This window comes from Roseomonas chloroacetimidivorans, assembly GCF_049629625.1.
GTDB lineage: Bacteria > Pseudomonadota > Alphaproteobacteria > Acetobacterales > Acetobacteraceae > Roseomonas > Roseomonas chloroacetimidivorans.
This window is the reverse complement of the sequence record NZ_JBNBZS010000038.1, coordinates 42,061-56,272: the sequence shown is the minus strand read 5'-3', so window position 1 is coordinate 56,272 and position 14,212 is coordinate 42,061. Positions and strand designations below refer to the sequence as shown.

Annotated in this window: 12 protein-coding genes; 6 read left to right on the top strand and 6 right to left on the bottom strand. The window is 62.8% G+C overall.

Features of this window, described 5'->3' with window-relative positions; all coding sequences use genetic code 11:
* Nucleotides 1–488: 488 nt before the first annotated feature.
* The 5 genes from ACO1BU_RS23395 (at nt 489) to ACO1BU_RS23375 (ending at nt 6,485) form a co-directional block, all read left to right on the top strand.
* The gene (locus ACO1BU_RS23395) at nt 489–1,292 is read left to right on the top strand and encodes a WecB/TagA/CpsF family glycosyltransferase (RefSeq protein WP_424138378.1); all 804 of its coding nucleotides are present in this window, start codon (nt 489–491) and stop codon (nt 1,290–1,292) included.
* 110 nt (nt 1,293–1,402) lie between these two features.
* Nucleotides 1,403–2,389 carry an NAD-dependent epimerase/dehydratase family protein gene (locus ACO1BU_RS23390; protein WP_424138377.1) on the top strand — a complete coding sequence of 329 codons (987 nt, stop codon included), beginning with the start codon at nt 1,403–1,405 and terminating at the stop codon, nt 2,387–2,389.
* A 41-nt stretch (nt 2,390–2,430) separates the two neighbouring features.
* Nucleotides 2,431–3,882: an exopolysaccharide biosynthesis polyprenyl glycosylphosphotransferase gene (locus ACO1BU_RS23385; protein WP_424138376.1), complete on the top strand. Its 1,452-nt coding sequence runs from the start codon at nt 2,431–2,433 to the stop codon at nt 3,880–3,882.
* 54 nt (nt 3,883–3,936) lie between these two features.
* A complete protein-coding gene (locus ACO1BU_RS23380; protein ID WP_424138375.1) occupies nt 3,937–4,929 on the top strand; it encodes a UDP-glucuronic acid decarboxylase family protein in 993 nt (330 codons plus the stop codon).
* 50 nt (nt 4,930–4,979) lie between these two features.
* Nucleotides 4,980–6,485 (top strand): mannose-1-phosphate guanylyltransferase/mannose-6-phosphate isomerase, encoded by a 1,506-nt coding sequence (locus ACO1BU_RS23375; RefSeq protein ID WP_424138374.1) that lies wholly within the window; start codon nt 4,980–4,982, stop codon nt 6,483–6,485.
* A 47-nt stretch (nt 6,486–6,532) separates the two neighbouring features.
* On the opposite strand, the gene ACO1BU_RS23370 is transcribed toward ACO1BU_RS23375, so the two are convergent.
* From ACO1BU_RS23370 to istA, 3 genes are all read right to left on the bottom strand, one after another.
* A complete protein-coding gene (locus tag ACO1BU_RS23370) occupies nt 6,533–7,366 on the bottom strand; it encodes a LuxR C-terminal-related transcriptional regulator (protein ID WP_424138373.1) in 834 nt (277 codons plus the stop codon).
* Between the two features lie 268 nt (nt 7,367–7,634).
* Complete coding sequence (gene istB / locus ACO1BU_RS23365) at nt 7,635–8,504, bottom strand: IS21-like element helper ATPase IstB (protein WP_424138372.1); 870 nt, start codon at nt 8,502–8,504, stop codon at nt 7,635–7,637.
* On the bottom strand, nt 8,504–9,760 hold the full coding sequence (gene istA, locus ACO1BU_RS23360) for an IS21 family transposase (RefSeq protein WP_424138371.1): 1,257 nt from the start codon (nt 9,758–9,760) through the stop codon (nt 8,504–8,506). The genes istB and istA overlap by 1 nt, the downstream gene beginning before the upstream one ends.
* An 801-nt stretch (nt 9,761–10,561) precedes the next feature.
* Between istA and ACO1BU_RS23355 the strand changes: the two genes are divergently transcribed.
* Entirely contained in the window at nt 10,562–11,359 is a 798-nt protein-coding gene (locus ACO1BU_RS23355) for an IS5 family transposase (protein WP_424138370.1), read from the top strand.
* A 32-nt stretch (nt 11,360–11,391) separates the two neighbouring features.
* Here ACO1BU_RS23355 and ACO1BU_RS23350 read toward each other — a convergent pair whose 3' ends face one another.
* The 3 genes from ACO1BU_RS23350 to ACO1BU_RS23340 are packed head-to-tail and all read right to left on the bottom strand — an operon-like array spanning nt 11,392 to nt 13,873.
* A complete protein-coding gene (locus ACO1BU_RS23350; protein WP_424138369.1) occupies nt 11,392–12,501 on the bottom strand; it encodes an ATP-grasp domain-containing protein in 1,110 nt (369 codons plus the stop codon).
* Nucleotides 12,502–12,542: 41 nt separating this feature from the next.
* Nucleotides 12,543–12,746: a hypothetical protein gene (locus ACO1BU_RS23345; protein ID WP_424138368.1), complete on the bottom strand. Its 204-nt coding sequence runs from the start codon at nt 12,744–12,746 to the stop codon at nt 12,543–12,545.
* A 56-nt stretch (nt 12,747–12,802) separates the two neighbouring features.
* A complete protein-coding gene (locus ACO1BU_RS23340) occupies nt 12,803–13,873 on the bottom strand; it encodes an acyltransferase family protein (protein ID WP_424138367.1) in 1,071 nt (356 codons plus the stop codon).
* Nucleotides 13,874–14,212: the final 339 nt, after the last annotated feature.

The following is a 14,212-nucleotide window of genomic DNA, read 5'->3' as shown; positions in this document are numbered from 1 at the left end:
CGCGGATGTCGTCGACCTCGATCACCCCAGCGGCTTACCCCACTGCGACCGTGCACCGTCAGCCCCGACCTGCTCTGATGCGGCGAATAGCAATCACATCCGATTTACTTATTTCGCGTCGAGTCCTAACGAGGTGACGGCCGACATAGCCGTTTCCGCCCGTGATAAGGATGCGCATCGAGGGTGCCCTAATGTCGCGGGGAATGCGCGGGCGTCACGACGGGCGCGCCGGCCGGTGAACAGTGAACCAAGACACTACCTCCTTGCGGTATGCCGCGGCGGCATCTCCGAGTTTGCTCGGCAGCCCTGAGCGCAGCAGCATGGCGCCTGATCATGCGGCGTAGATCTGCCCGTCATGAAGGGGGAATAGGGGGTAGCCCCAAGGAACTAGCCTGCTCGCATTGCTCCTGATCTCTCGCGCCCGTGCCATATATGCCGGAGCACTGTCCCGGCCGGACCGGTGCTGCTGGAATCTGAGGAGGGCGGACATGATCACGCGACGGGCCACCCGCCGGGTGAATATTCTCGGTGTTCAGGTCAGCGCGCTAACTGTGGGCGCGGCAACGTCAATGATGGAGCACTGGATTCAAACCCGGGAGCGCCACTACGTGTGCGTCACCGGTGTGCATGGGGTCATGGAGAGCCAGCGTGACCCAGAACTGATGCGGATTCACAATGCTGCAGGCATGGTGACACCGGACGGCGTACCGCTCGTCTGGATGTCGCATGCGCTCGGCGCGCCAGAGGTGGAGCGGGTCTATGGCCCCGACCTTATGAGGGCCATGTGCGCGATCGCTGCCAAGAAGGGGTATCGGAATTATCTCTACGGCAGTCGGCCTAGCACCCTGGCGAAGCTCAATGCGGCGCTCTCCGATACTTATGCGGGGCTGCAGCTTGTCGGCAGTCTATCGCCGCCCTTCCGAGCACTTTCCGAGGAGGAGGACGAGGAGGAGGTGCGCCGGATCAACGAGGCCGAGCCCGATATCGTCTGGGTGGGCCTCGGAACGCCGAAGCAGGAGCGCTGGATGGCACGCCATATCGGCCGCCTGAACGCACCGGTCCTTGTTGGCGTCGGCGCTGCATTCGACTTCCTCGCCGGCGATCTGCCCCAGGCGCCGCGGTGGATGCAGCGCAACGGACTAGAATGGGCCTTCCGCATGGCGCAGGAGCCTCGCCGACTTTCTGGCCGATATCTGAGGAACAACCCGGCCTTTGCAATGCGCGCGTTCGTCCAACTCGCGACGCGGTCCCGCTTCATTGCGCCGGATGAGGGAGGCACGATAGCTCAGTAGGAGATACCCCCTTTGATCATGCGGCTCTCCGCGGTCGTGGCCCTATAGCTGTCGCTGGGTATGACATTTGGCACAGGAGAGTCCTCACCATGGCTGCACGACGTGTTCTGGTGACGGGTGCTGGCGGCTTTATTGGCCATCATCTGGTGACGTATCTCGTCAGCAAAGGCTTCTGGGTTCGTGGCGCGGACATCAAGCGGCCGGAGTACTCCAACTCGATGGCGCACGAGTTCCTCATCGGGGACCTTCGTGATCCGACGAACTGCCTCGCTGCCACGCAGGGGATCGACGACGTTTACCACCTCGCTGCGGACATGGGAGGAATTGGCTACATCACCGGAAATCATGCCGTCATCGCGCGGAACAACACGCTGATGAACATTGGCATGCTGGATGCGGCGACGCACTCCGGGGCGAGCCGCTTCCTCTACTCGTCTTCCGCTTGCGTCTATCCGCATCACCTTCAGATCAGCCCTGAGGTGGTACCGTTGCGCGAGGACGACGCATGGCCCGCGGCTCCCGAGGAGGGATACGGTCTGGAAAAGCTTTTTGCCGAGAAGCTTTGTGAGTACTACGGCCAGGACCACGGTATCCAGACACGCGTCGTTCGCTTCCACAATGTCTATGGCCCCCTTGGAACCTATGATGGGGGGCGCGAGAAGGCGCCGGCAGCGATTTGCCGAAAGATTGCCGGCCTTGCGGATGGAGGCGAGGTCGAGATCTGGGGTGACGGCCAGCAGACCCGATCGTTCATGTATGTTGATGATTGCGTCGAGGGTATCTACCGGATCATGGAGTCGGGCTACAGCGCTCCGCTGAACCTCGGAACGGATGAGCTCGTCACCATCGACGAACTGGTCGACATCGTGTCGGATATCGCGGGCAAGTCCGTCCGCAAGCGCCATGACCTCTCGAAGCCGCAGGGCGTTCGTGGCCGCAACAGCGATAATAGCCGCCTGCGCGAAATTCTGGGTTGGGAGCCGAGCCGCAGCGTAAGGGAGGGCCTCGTGCCGACCTATGCCTGGATCGCCTCGCAGGTAGGTGGCCCGCCAGCCTTGGCGGAGGCCGATGCCGACCTTGCGCGTGCGGTGATCTGATCCGCTAGGCATCGTGCAACCCGGGCGTCGGAGTCTGTCCGATGAGCGAGCTTCTTTCGTCTCCGGCTGGGGCCTTTGCAGAAGCCGGGCCTCCATCGCGGGACGTCCTCCAGCCCCCTACGTGGCGGCGTAGCATCGCGCGCCGACTGGCATTGCCGCTGCTGGATGCTGCGGCAGCGCTGCTCGGCATGACAGGCGCGCTGCTGCTGATCGGCGGTGGGGACGTGGCGCTGCTGGGCCCTTGGCTGGCGGTCGCCCTCGTCTGTGCGGTGCCGGCGGTTCATTGCGCACTCGGCCTCTATGAGACGGCCGGTCATGCCTCACTGGAGAGATTAAGGCTCCGAGTGATCGGCGCAGCGGCCGCGCCCTGCCTGGCCATCACCGGCTTGGCAGTTGTTGGTCGCGCGGAGGCGGCGGCGGTTCCGACTCTCGTGATCGGCAGTTTGTCTGCGGGCGTTCTTGGGCTCGTGTTCGAGTTCCTCCTGCGCCCGGTACTGATCCGCTATGCGGCCTGGGGCATGCAGGCCATCCTCCTGGGGCACGGCGATGCGACGGCAGGGGTAGCCCTGGCGTTGCAGCGCCAGCCGGAACTCGGTCTTTTGCCAATCGGCTTTGTCGCGGATTCGCGAGATTCTGAGGGGCGTATGCCCGTGCCGTATCTCGGGACTGTGAGCGAGGCGTCACGAAGGCTCGGCGGTAGTCCTGCCGTGCTGATCGCCGTCTCGCCTGACTGCCCCCATTTCGACGTCGCGGACCTTCCGTTTCAGCGCATCATTGCCATGCCAGCGGGCATAAATTTGCCCGCGCTGCGCGTGCGGTCGTGCAGCCTGGGCTTGGCACCGGGCTTCGATGTCGGAAATGGCGCCCAGACTTGGGCCCACCGATGGGTAAAGCGCGCGCTTGAGCTTTGTATCGCTGTCCCCGCGCTTGTGGCGGCTGCGCCTGTGATAGGCTTTCTCGCTCTGGTGATCCGGCTGATCAGCCCTGGTCCGGCCATCTATGTTCAGCAGCGCGTCGGCTATCATGGGCGCACAATCTCCGTTCTTAAGCTGCGGACGATGCACCGAAATGCCGATGTGCTGCTGACGGAGCTTCTTGCGCGAGATCCCGTCGCGCGGGCCGAATGGGACAGCCACATGAAGCTTTCGAAAGATCCACGTGTGCTGCCCTGGATCGGAGATTTTATGCGCCGCAGCAGTCTTGATGAGCTGCCGCAGCTTTGGAATGTGGTGCGGGGTGACCTGAGCCTGATCGGGCCGCGGCCTTTCCCGGTCTATCACGTCAGCCGCTTCAATCCGGAGTTCCAGGCGCTTCGCTCGAGCGTCAAGCCCGGGATCACGGGGCTGTGGCAGGTCTCGGATCGTAGCAATGCCGACCTGGCACGCCAGGAGGCCATAGACAGCTTCTACATCCGGAACTGGTCGCTTTGGCTCGACCTCTACATCTTTCTGAAAACCATTCCCGCCGTCCTGAGCGCGCGTGGCGCTCGCTAGCCCTAGGCAGATCGGCGGACAACCGCGGCCCATTCCAGCCACCGAGGCATTTCCATGGCGAAAGATCACAAGCGGGTTCTTGTCACCGGCGGAGCCGGCTTCCTCGGGTCCCACTTATGCGAGCGATTGCTCGAGAGCGGGCATGAGGTGCTTTGCGTCGACAACTACTTCACCGGCCGGCGCGAGAATATCGCGCATCTGCTTTCGCATCCCCGGTTCGAGACTATACGTCACGACATCACCTTCCCGCTCTATGTCGAGGTGGACGAGATCTATAATCTCGCCTGCCCGGCTTCGCCCGTGCACTATCAGTATGACCCGGTGCAGACGACCAAGGTGAGCGTCATCGGCGCGATCAACATGCTTGGCCTGGCCAAGCGGGTAGGGGCCCGCATTCTTCAGGCCTCAACGAGCGAGATCTATGGCGACCCCGACGTTCATCCACAGACGGAGGAATACCGCGGCAACGTCAACCCGCTCGGGCCCCGTGCCTGCTACGATGAGGGCAAGAGATGCGCAGAGACGCTATTCTTTGATTATGCGCGCAAGCACAAGGTGAAGATCCGCGTCGTCCGGATCTTCAATACCTATGGCCCTCGGCTTCACGACAGTGACGGGCGGGTGGTCTCAAATTTCATTCTTCAGGCCCTGCGCGGTGATGATCTCACCATCTACGGGAATGGGCGGCAGACCCGCGCCTTTTGCTACGTAGACGACCTTATCGCCGGGCTGACTGCGATGATGAGCGCCGATGATGACGTGACTGGGCCGATCAACCTGGGCAACCCGCACGAGATCTCCATGCGAAGCCTGGCGGAACGGATCATCGCACTGACGGGGTCGCGTTCCCGGATCGTCAGCCACCCACTTCCGGAGGACGACCCGACGCAGCGCTGCCCGGATATCACCCGCGCACGTCAGGTGCTCGGGTGGCAGCCCCGGGTACCCCTGGAGGAGGGGCTCCAACGGACCGTTGCATACTTTGCCGAGCGCCTGACCCGGGAATCACGGCAGGCGATAGTCTCAAGTCAGAACGCGAACGCCTAGCGAAGCAAGGGGTGACGCTCATGGATATGCAATCTCACCATGATTCGGTGATGGTCGACGACGAAATCGCCGTCGCGATACCCGGCGAGGGAGTTTCGTCGGCCTCTGATGCGGTTCCGGCCGTCGCGCGCATCGTGCCGGTCATTCTCTCGGGCGGCTCAGGCACGCGCCTCTGGCCGGTCTCCCGCGAAGGGCTCCCGAAGCAGCTTTGGCCCTTGGTGTCAGAGAGAACGATGCTGCAGGACACGGCGCTCCGGGCGAGTACCGTGGATGGAGGCAGTGTCGAATTCGCGCCTCCCGTTATTGTCTGCAATCAGGAGCATCGCTTCCTTGTGGCGGAACAGCTCGCGGCTGTGGGCGTCGCCGGCCACCGCATCGTCCTCGAGCCGGTTGGCCGCGACAGCGCTCCGGCGGTGGCCGCGGCAACGCTTCTCCTGGCAGAGGAGGACCCCGATGCGGTCATCTGGATCATGGCGGCGGACGCCATGATCGCCGACACGAAGGCGCTGCATAAGCTGCTTCCAACGGCTGCGCGGGCGGCGCAGCTCGGGCATATCGTTACATTCGGCATCGAACCTACGGCGCCGGAGACCGGCTATGGCTATATAGAGGTCGGTGATCCGCTCGACACGGTGCCGGGTACCCATGCTGTCTCGCGCTTTGAAGAGAAGCCGTCGGCCGAGGTCGCGGCCCGGTTCGTGGCGTCGGGCAGGCATCTCTGGAACTCCGGCATGTTCGTGTTCACGGCTCGCACCCTGCTGCGGGAGCTGCACGAACATGCACCGGAGGTGGTCGAGAGGGTGAGCGAGGCGGTCCGGCGGTGCAAGCGCGACCTCGACTTCGTTCGCCTGGACGCCGCGGCATTCGGCGCCGCACCCAGCCTCAGCCTCGACTATGCGGTGGCGGAGCGGACACGGCACGCCGTCGTCGTGCCGGCGGACATATGCTGGGGCGACATCGGAAACTGGGATGCGCTCTGGAGGTATGGTCGCAAGGATGCCGACGGCAATGTCTCTTCGGGAGATGCTCTGCTTCTGGGGGCGGAGGATTGCTACGTCCGCAGCGATGGCATGCTGACAGCCGTTGTTGGCTTGAAAGATGTGGTGGTAGTTGCCACACCGGACGCGGTACTGGCGATCCATCGGGACCAGGCGCAGCGCGTGAAGGAGGTCGTGCAGAGGCTGCAGCGTTCGCGCCGCAAGGAGGCGCTAAGCCATAGTCGCTGCTACCGGCCTTGGGGATTTTACGAGACGCTTATTCTGCAGTCGCGCTTCCAGGTAAAGCGGATCGTGGTGGAACCAGGGAAGATGCTTAGCCTGCAGAAGCATTTCCATAGGGCAGAGCACTGGGTGGTTGTTGAGGGGTCGGCGCTGGTGGTGCGGGACAGCGAGGAGGTGCTGCTTCGTGAGAACGAAAGTATCTATCTGCCGCTCGGCTGTGTGCACCGCCTGATCAATCCGGGCCGGATTCCTCTCGCCTTGGTCGAGGTTCAGGTCGGCTCATACCTGGGCGAGGATGATATCGTCCGATTAGAGGACGCCTACGCGCGCTGCTAAGGCGCGCGCCGGACCGCGTGGCGGCCCGGGGGCGGCGGCTGGTCTGTTCAGGCCATGTCGGTTGTCTTCCTGGCCGCCATGACTGCGTGTTGCAAGGGCAGCTTACTCGCTGCCTGGGGATGCAGGCGAGCAGTTGCGGCGACTGCCTCACCTGGAGCCATGGTCTGCGACACCGCCCAGATCGCCGCCTGGGTACGGTTGGTCATCTGCGTTTTCCGCAGAAGCGCCTTGACGTGCGCTTTCACCGTGGCCTCGGTAAGGTTGAGCCGGCGCGCGATCTCCTTATTGGACCTTCCGTCGGTGATGCATTGCAGAATTTCGCATTCGCGCGGGGTTAGCGTCGTGGTGCGCCGCTGATCTGGTAACACCGGTGGAAGTGGGAGGAGCTCTCTTGCCGATGGCGAGATGTCGGCCGGCATGGCTTGCAGCGGGTCAAGCAGCAGTTGAGCCAGACTGGTCGGCAGAAGGTACTGGCCAAGCATGACGAGCTCGAGCGTGCGACACAGGACGTCGACGGATACGTTCCGCGACAGAAAGGCCTCAACGCCGATACGCACGGCCTTGAGGAGCACGGACGCTTGCTGACAGTCGGTCAGGATGACTGATTTCAGGTTCGGGTACCGTTCCCGTAGTGACCGGATATTGCCAAGCTGGCTTTCGGCCTCCGCATCCGATGCGAAGCTGCAGACGGCCAGGTGAAGGGATGTGTCAGCGGGTAAGTTGGCGAGCGCCTCGTCCGGGCTTGATCCCTGAGCTACCACGGCGAGCGGTGGTGTCTCGAGAATGCTGTGCAGCGCTTCCCGGAATAGTCGCTGCGAGTCAATTAGGATGATGTTGACCGGCTCCGTAGTAGTCCAGTCGAGGGGGCGCTTGTGGGGCATGTTGGATCGGTCCTTGCTGGATGTCGCGTGCCGCGGACGGACGAGCTCAGGAGAGAGAGCCGGGGGGGCAGGCTCTGGTGTGAAGGGAGGGCTCGTTCGTCGTCGATGCTCACAAGACGGACATTGCTAGGAAGAAACAATAGTATAGGAGGTACTCATTTCGGAAGTCTTGTTGATCGGGCCCAAATACAACTGGTTGTCAACGGGCGTTGAATGTTGCGCGAAAGCGGGCTTTGAATATTCCCCAATTCGCTGGTGCGGTCCGGCGTTAGACGGGAGCCTGAGCCTCGGATTTTGGCGGTCGCCCGCGGCGGCGAGGAGGAGCGGCGGTTGCGGGTGGGTGGATGAGGGCTTTGGAGCGGATGTGCTCGGGGACGAGGTCGGCGTGCTGACGGAGGCGGTAGCTGGCGCCCTCGATCTGGACCACCACGGCGTGGTGCAGGAGCCTGTCCAGTAGGGCTGTCGCGACGACGGGATCGCCGAAGACCTCGCCCCATTCTGCAAAGCCGCGGTTGGAGGTCAGGATCATGGCGCCTTTTTCGTAGCGCGCGTTGACGAGCTGAAAGATCAGGTTTCCACCGCCCGGGACGACGGGCAGGTAGCCGATCTCGTCGATGATCAGCAGAGCAAAGCGGCAGTAGAACCGGATCTTCTCGCGCAAGGTGCCCTCGCGCTCGGCTTTGGCCAGGGCACCGACGAGGTCGGCCAGGGTGATGAAGTGCACGCTGCGTCCCCGCCGCACGGCCTCGACCCCAAGAGCGATGGAGAGGTGGCTTTTGCCGGTCCCGGGCGGTCCGATGAAGTGGACGACCTCGCTGTGCTCGATGAACTTCAGCTCGGCCAGGGCAAGGATGCGGTTGCGGTCGAGGGATGGCTGAAAGGCGAAGTCGAACCCGGCCAGGGTCTTGATGGTGGAGAGCCTGGCCATGGCCAGGGAGGTCTTGATCCGGCGGGTTTCGCGCAGCGTCAGCTCCTCAGCCAGGATGGCGTCGATCGCCTCCAGCGCGCTGACCTCACCGCGTTCGAGCTGATGGATGATGCTGTCGACGATCTCCAGGGCGCGCGGCATGCGCAGGCCCACCATGTTGGCCTTGATGCGGTCGAGCACGCCGGGGGAGAGGTCGGTGCGGGGGCTCATCAGGCGTGCCCCTTGGCGGCAAGCACCCGGCCGAGGGCGTCGTAGAAGTCGAGTGACCGGCGGGCCACGACGTCACCGGCGCGCTGTGGGACGCTGGATGGCGCTCCTGGTGGGCTGCTGGTCCGTGCCCGGGCCTGCCGGTGTGCGGGATCGATGCGAACCTGGTGGCGGCCCTGCAGGGGGGCATGGCTTGCGATCAGGACGCCGTTCTCGAAGATCCTGATCTCGTCGATCATGCTGTGCACTTCGAGAACGCGGCGCCGGACGGTGTCGGGCACGCTGTAGGCATTGCCGCCGACGCTGATCATGCCCTCATGCGAGATGCGCCGCTCGAGCCGCAGGACCGCCCGGTAGGGCACCAGTGGCAACGGCGTCAGCGCGGGTTTCTCCGTGGAAAAGCTCTCGTTGACGACCTGGCGGGTGGTGGCATGCACCCGCGCGTTGGCGACCGTGTCGAGCCAGTGGCGTAGTTGCAGGTTGAGGTCGTCGAGGTTGCGGAAGCTCCGGGCGAGGAAGAAGTCCTCGCGGACATAGTGGAACGGCCGCTCGACCTTTCCCTTGGTCTTTGGCCGGTAAGGGCGGCAGGCCCGAGGCTGGAAACCGAAGTGCCGCGCCAGGTCGAGCAGGCCGCGGTTGTAGGCGACAAGGCCGTCACTGTCCTGGCCGAGCACGGCGGTTTTCATCCGGTCATACAGGATCTCCCCCGGCGCGCCGCCGAGCGCCTCGAAGGCGGCCACGTGGCAACGCAGTACGGTCCCCAGATCCTGATGCACCACGTAGCGGGCCCAGATCAGCCGCGAGTAGCCCAGCACCATCGAGAAGAGCCAGACGATGTGTCGGCTGCCGGGCTCGTCGGTGAAGCTCACCTCGAAGCGAGCGAGATCGACCTGGGCCTGAGCGCCGGGTGGGGTTTCGAAGCGGACCTCGAAGGGCTGAACCGGGTCCGGCCGCAGGCCCTGGACCGCGCGCTTGACCGCGGTATAGCCGCCCTCATGGCCCCGCTCGCGCAACTCGCGCCCCAGCCTGACCGCCGTCAGGCCGGGATAGGCGGCCAGCCGCTCCCGCAAGTAGGGCAGGAAAGGATCGGTGCTCTTGGGCCGTGGCTTTCGCGGGCCGTAGCGCGGCGGCTCCAGGCCAAGCGCGATGTACTTGCGCACCGTCTTGCGATCCAGGCCCAGTTGGCGGGCAATGGCAGTCGGGCTCAGCCCCTGCCGGTGCAGTTCCATAATCATGACCAGCTCCCCAAGTCGGACCACCGAGGTGCCCCCTCCTGTCAGGAGGGCAGCATCGGCGAAGGCGCGGCCGGAGCAGGACAGGGCTAACCCATCACAAACCCCGATCCGCAACAAAGTGGGGAATATTCTCCGCCCACTTCCGTGGAGCATTCACCGACCCGCGACACTGGTTAAAACAAGAGTGCGGTGCATGAACGACTATTAAGCATCTGAGGGGGGTGGACCACACGCTCTAGTAGTCCCTGAACAGGGCTGATTAACCTTAATGGGCGGGAAATTTTTGGATTTTGGTAGCTTTTTCAAGGACCTGAGGGAAAGCAGTTACGGGAGCAGTCCGCGGAGATGGGCAACTTGCGTAATGGTTGCAGGAAGCGACAGTCTCACGAGGTGTTGACCTGCGCTGAGGTATCTTGGCTCGAGAGCTCGCTTCGCCTTCTCGTGGTAGATTAGCCGGCACTGCATGCTCGGCGCCACGCGCCGTAGTGACAATCAGAGGCGGGGTTGGCCGAGCGAAGGCTGCCACGATAAGCGCTGCGGAGCAGAACTGTGCGCCAGGAGAGAAATGTAAGAAGTCACTGGCGAGAGTTCGATACTGGCGCCGGCCTGCAGCTGTATGGCACGACAATCTGCATTGTGAACTGACCTTTACGGCGGCTCAAAAACGCCAGGGGGCCGCGCAGAAGAGCTCGCAGCCGGAAAGTGGGATGTTCGATCCACGGACAGATAAGGGGGGCATCCTCAGCGACCGTTTGAGGATAGCTTGGCAGGGCGCGGGTGGGGTGTTTCAAGCTCGGGATAAGGCCCCGAAAGACGCGCCGCCCGATGGCCGAGGTTGCCCGCAAGACAGAGCGCTACCCATCTGACCTGACGGATGAGGAGTGGCAGCGGATCGAGCCGTTGATGCCGCCTCCCCCACGCCGGGGCCGCAAGCCCTCTGTGGACCTGCGCGAGGTGCTGAACGCGATCCGCTATCTGGCGCGCTCGGCGGGGGGCGGCTGGCGCATGCTGCCGATCCATTTCGGGCCATGGCAGACCGTATACTGGTGGTTCCGCCGCTTCGTCCGGCGGCTCCTGTTCAGGACCATCCACGATGTTGCTCTCATGCTGGACCGCGAGGCGGCGGAACGCGAGGCGAGCCCCTCGGGCGGCGTGCTGGACAGCCAGACGGTGAAGGCGCCCTTTGCCGAGATGCGCGGCTACGACGGCGGCAAGCGGATCGTCGGCCGCAAGCGCCACGTCGCTATGGACACGGGCGGGCGGCGGCTGATGGTGAACCTCACCACGGCCGACGTCTCGGAAAGCGTGGGCGCGCCGGCGATCCTGACGGCCATCCGCAAGCGCTGGCCGTGGCTGAAACACCTGTTCGCCGATGCGGGCTACGACCGGACCAAGCTGATGGACAAGGCCGCCTACCTCGACTTCGTCGTCGAGATCGTCTGGCGCTTCGACCAGAAAGGCTTCCACCTCCTCCCGCGCCGCTGGGTGCTGGAGCGCACCTCCGGCTGGATGATCCGCTGGTGCCGCCTCGCCCGCGACTACGAGCGCCGCCTCGACGTGTCCGAAGCCATGATCCACGTCAGCATGGGCGCCCTCCTGCTCCGCCGCGTCGCCCATCCCTGATTCCCAAACAGTCACTCAGCGTAGCGCTGGCATCAAAGGCGTTGCCCACGCGCCATTCGTCCTTCCTTACCCATCCTCTGGCGTAGCATCCAGGCATGCGGCAGGATGTCGCCGGCGAAGTAGCGCAGCATTCTTCTGTCCTCTCCCCGCAGCCTCCAGGGTGTTAGCAATTTTCTCAGCAACGGCCCGAGATTCGTTACCGAGGTATCTTTAATGCCTAGCGCTGGTCCTGTCGGAACGCTGCCCTGGAATCCCAGGGCCACGAAGTTCAAGCCGGCAATCTGGGCGACATGCATGTTGTACCAGAACCTCGGATTGCACTCGAGGAAGTAGAAGGATCCGTCTGGACTGATGCGTATGTCGAATCCGAGAACCCCGTCATATCTGAAGTGTCTGTTGACCTTGCGGCAGGCCTCTAAGATGTGAGGTATGTCAAGGAAGCTGACTTCCTGGTCATCCTTGCGGTATAGAACAGACGCGATTTCCTCTCCTTTGTGGCACAGGAAGAAGGCGCTGACATCAACGCCGTCTATGTAGTTTTGAATGAGAATTGGGGCATACGTAATGCGCCCGGCGAGCTCTTCAGGTCTGTTCCATACAAGCTTGGTGACGCCAAGGCTTCCATACATGCTGAGCGGCTTGGCGACGGAAGGCGAGGCTATCTGGCGCAGTCGCGCCAGCTCCAGGATCGCTGCCTCGTCTTCGGCCAGAAGGGTGATCGGGTGCGGAAGTGCCAGCTTCTGGCAAAGCTGCGAAAATAGGAACTTGTTATCAAGGACGTCGAAAACCTCCGCTGTGGGAACAGGAAAGCAGCGCGCGTTTACGTGGTCCTTGACTGTCGCGAGATAGCGAGTGGTGATGGCGTCGCTCGGGATGATGTATCCGATCTGCTTCACTGTGCAGATCTCATTGAGGGTGCTGGACCGGATCTCATGGAACCGGTCCTTGGTGCTCTGCGCATCGAAGAAACCGCTGCAGGCATGAGACATGGACAGCGGGCGAGCCTCACTGGTCCCAAGAACATAGACCGCGTGGAAGTAATCTGCGGCACATCGCAGCGCCCGATATTGCAGCCTCGAGCCTGTCGCCAGCACCAGGCAGCTTCCCAGCTCTTTAGTTCCGGGGCCGAACTCCGTGGGCATTGCTTCCTCCATCAGGCGTCTTTGATTCGGCTATGAGGGCATCATTGAGCTGCTTGTGCACCTGCCGGAACATGCACGGTGTGAATGACGGGGCTGGTGCCGCTTTGATGGCCCCCATCCTGTGGCTGATCGCTCTTGCTGCGCTGGCGGCAAGCCGTGGTGTTGCGCTGGTCAAGGACAGCTAGGAAGAACAGTCCGGCAGTCATGTAGGTGCCGTTCCGGTACGGATCGTGCTGCGTGAACATCTCGCAGCTAAGTGTCGGCCTTGCTGAATGGCCCGGAGATCCAGCCGCCGGGCTGCTCATGATGAGGAGGTGGCAAGAGCTGGTCGCAATCTCCGCTTGAAGCGGATCATGTTCTTCAGAGTCTGATCCAGCGGCCGTTCAAATCGCTCGTAAAGCCAAAGTCCGACCGCAATGCAGGCGCCGGAAGCGGCCAAGCGGAACAAGGTGTCGAGTTCGCTGACTGGACCGACTGCACCCAAAACTTTTCCGGTGATTGAAAGGCAGAACCAGTGCGAGAGATAGATTGTGTAGGAAGCATCGCCGATCCGGGCAACAGCTTGGTTAACCGGCGCATTGGTCTCGAGATGATCGCGCACGCTGCTGGCTAGGACGTACAGCGCGGCCGCAAAAATGGTCCGATGAAGCAGTGTATGCTCTGCGGCTTCGATGGGTGCTATGGTCAGAAGCAGCAGGGCAGCAAACGGAACCGCGTATAGCACCAGCCTTGTCTTGCCCGCAGCCGCATCGGCTATGCAAAATAGCCAGCCGATGCCGAAGGCAAGCATGTACGGGCTGAGAAGATGATAGTCCCAGATGCGTTCGGCCAAGCCTGTGCCAAGGAAGAAGCCGGCAGCCCCGAGCAGGAACAGGAGCGCTGCGACGCCGGCCTGGCCTCTCGCCGTTAGTCGGCGGAACGCGAGAAGCCAGGCGGCAACGATCGCATAGAAGATCATTTCATGTTCGAGAGACCATCCCGGGGCAAGGGTGGGCATTTCCCTCTGGGGAAGAAACAGCAGGGATTTGATGATGGCGCCGGCGGACGGGTCCAATGAGCCCAGAGTCCATCGCGGGTTGATCCAGCTTGCCAGGAAGACCAATGCGGTGAAAAGCCAGTAGAAGGGGGCAAGCCGGGCGAGGCGCGCCAAGATGAACTGCACGCCTGATTCGTATCTGGGTGCGCTCAGGCAGATGACGTAGCCTGAGATGATGAAGAACAGCTCGACCCCGAACCCTCCGAGATAATCATACGATGAGTTTTGGATTTTCGTGGGCGAGAAGTGCTTGGTCACAAGATCTGAATGCCAGATCACCACCTCCGTGGCGGCCAATGCTCTCAGCCACTGGATGAAGTTCTTTTTGTCATGCATCGTACGCATCCCGTTGTCCCCGGCGATGCCGCGTCCGTGGTTCCTGGCCCGCAAAGGGAGAAACGAGCGCGGAGCGGGCCCCCGGACTGAGGCTCGGCAAGGCCCAGCGGCCAAGCGGCGTTCGCAGGTGGTAGTGTCGGAGGCCCTGGCTGATCTTTTCCTGGTGGAGTGGCGGTCTGGCGACGGTCTGACGTTGACAGCCCCCCGTGCTGGCGCTGGCCTTCGCCGTTGCTGCAGCTATGGAAAGCATCGCCGGTCTGACCCTTCCTGATGTGGCCGAACTGAGCTGCGCCAAATGCTTGCCCGGTCTTCTGGTGGGTCCAGGCTTTCGATGCTGTG

Bases quoted from the DNA above. Each gene is read 5' to 3' on its own strand.
- ACO1BU_RS23375 (WP_424138374.1), top strand. From the start codon at position 4,980: ATGGTCGACGACGAAATCGCCGTCGCGATACCCGGCGAGGGAGTTTCG.
- ACO1BU_RS23350 (WP_424138369.1), bottom strand. From the start codon at position 12,501: ATGCCCACGGAGTTCGGCCCCGGAACTAAAGAGCTGGGAAGCTGCCTG.
- ACO1BU_RS23395 (WP_424138378.1), top strand. From the start codon at position 489: ATGATCACGCGACGGGCCACCCGCCGGGTGAATATTCTCGGTGTTCAG.
- ACO1BU_RS23345 (WP_424138368.1), bottom strand. From the start codon at position 12,746: ATGTTCACGCAGCACGATCCGTACCGGAACGGCACCTACATGACTGCC.
- ACO1BU_RS23370 (WP_424138373.1), bottom strand. From the start codon at position 7,366: ATGCCCCACAAGCGCCCCCTCGACTGGACTACTACGGAGCCGGTCAAC.
- ACO1BU_RS23385 (WP_424138376.1), top strand. From the start codon at position 2,431: ATGAGCGAGCTTCTTTCGTCTCCGGCTGGGGCCTTTGCAGAAGCCGGG.
- ACO1BU_RS23340 (WP_424138367.1), bottom strand. From the start codon at position 13,873: ATGCATGACAAAAAGAACTTCATCCAGTGGCTGAGAGCATTGGCCGCC.
- ACO1BU_RS23355 (WP_424138370.1), top strand. From the start codon at position 10,562: ATGGCCGAGGTTGCCCGCAAGACAGAGCGCTACCCATCTGACCTGACG.
- ACO1BU_RS23380 (WP_424138375.1), top strand. From the start codon at position 3,937: ATGGCGAAAGATCACAAGCGGGTTCTTGTCACCGGCGGAGCCGGCTTC.
- istB (WP_424138372.1), bottom strand. From the start codon at position 8,504: ATGAGCCCCCGCACCGACCTCTCCCCCGGCGTGCTCGACCGCATCAAG.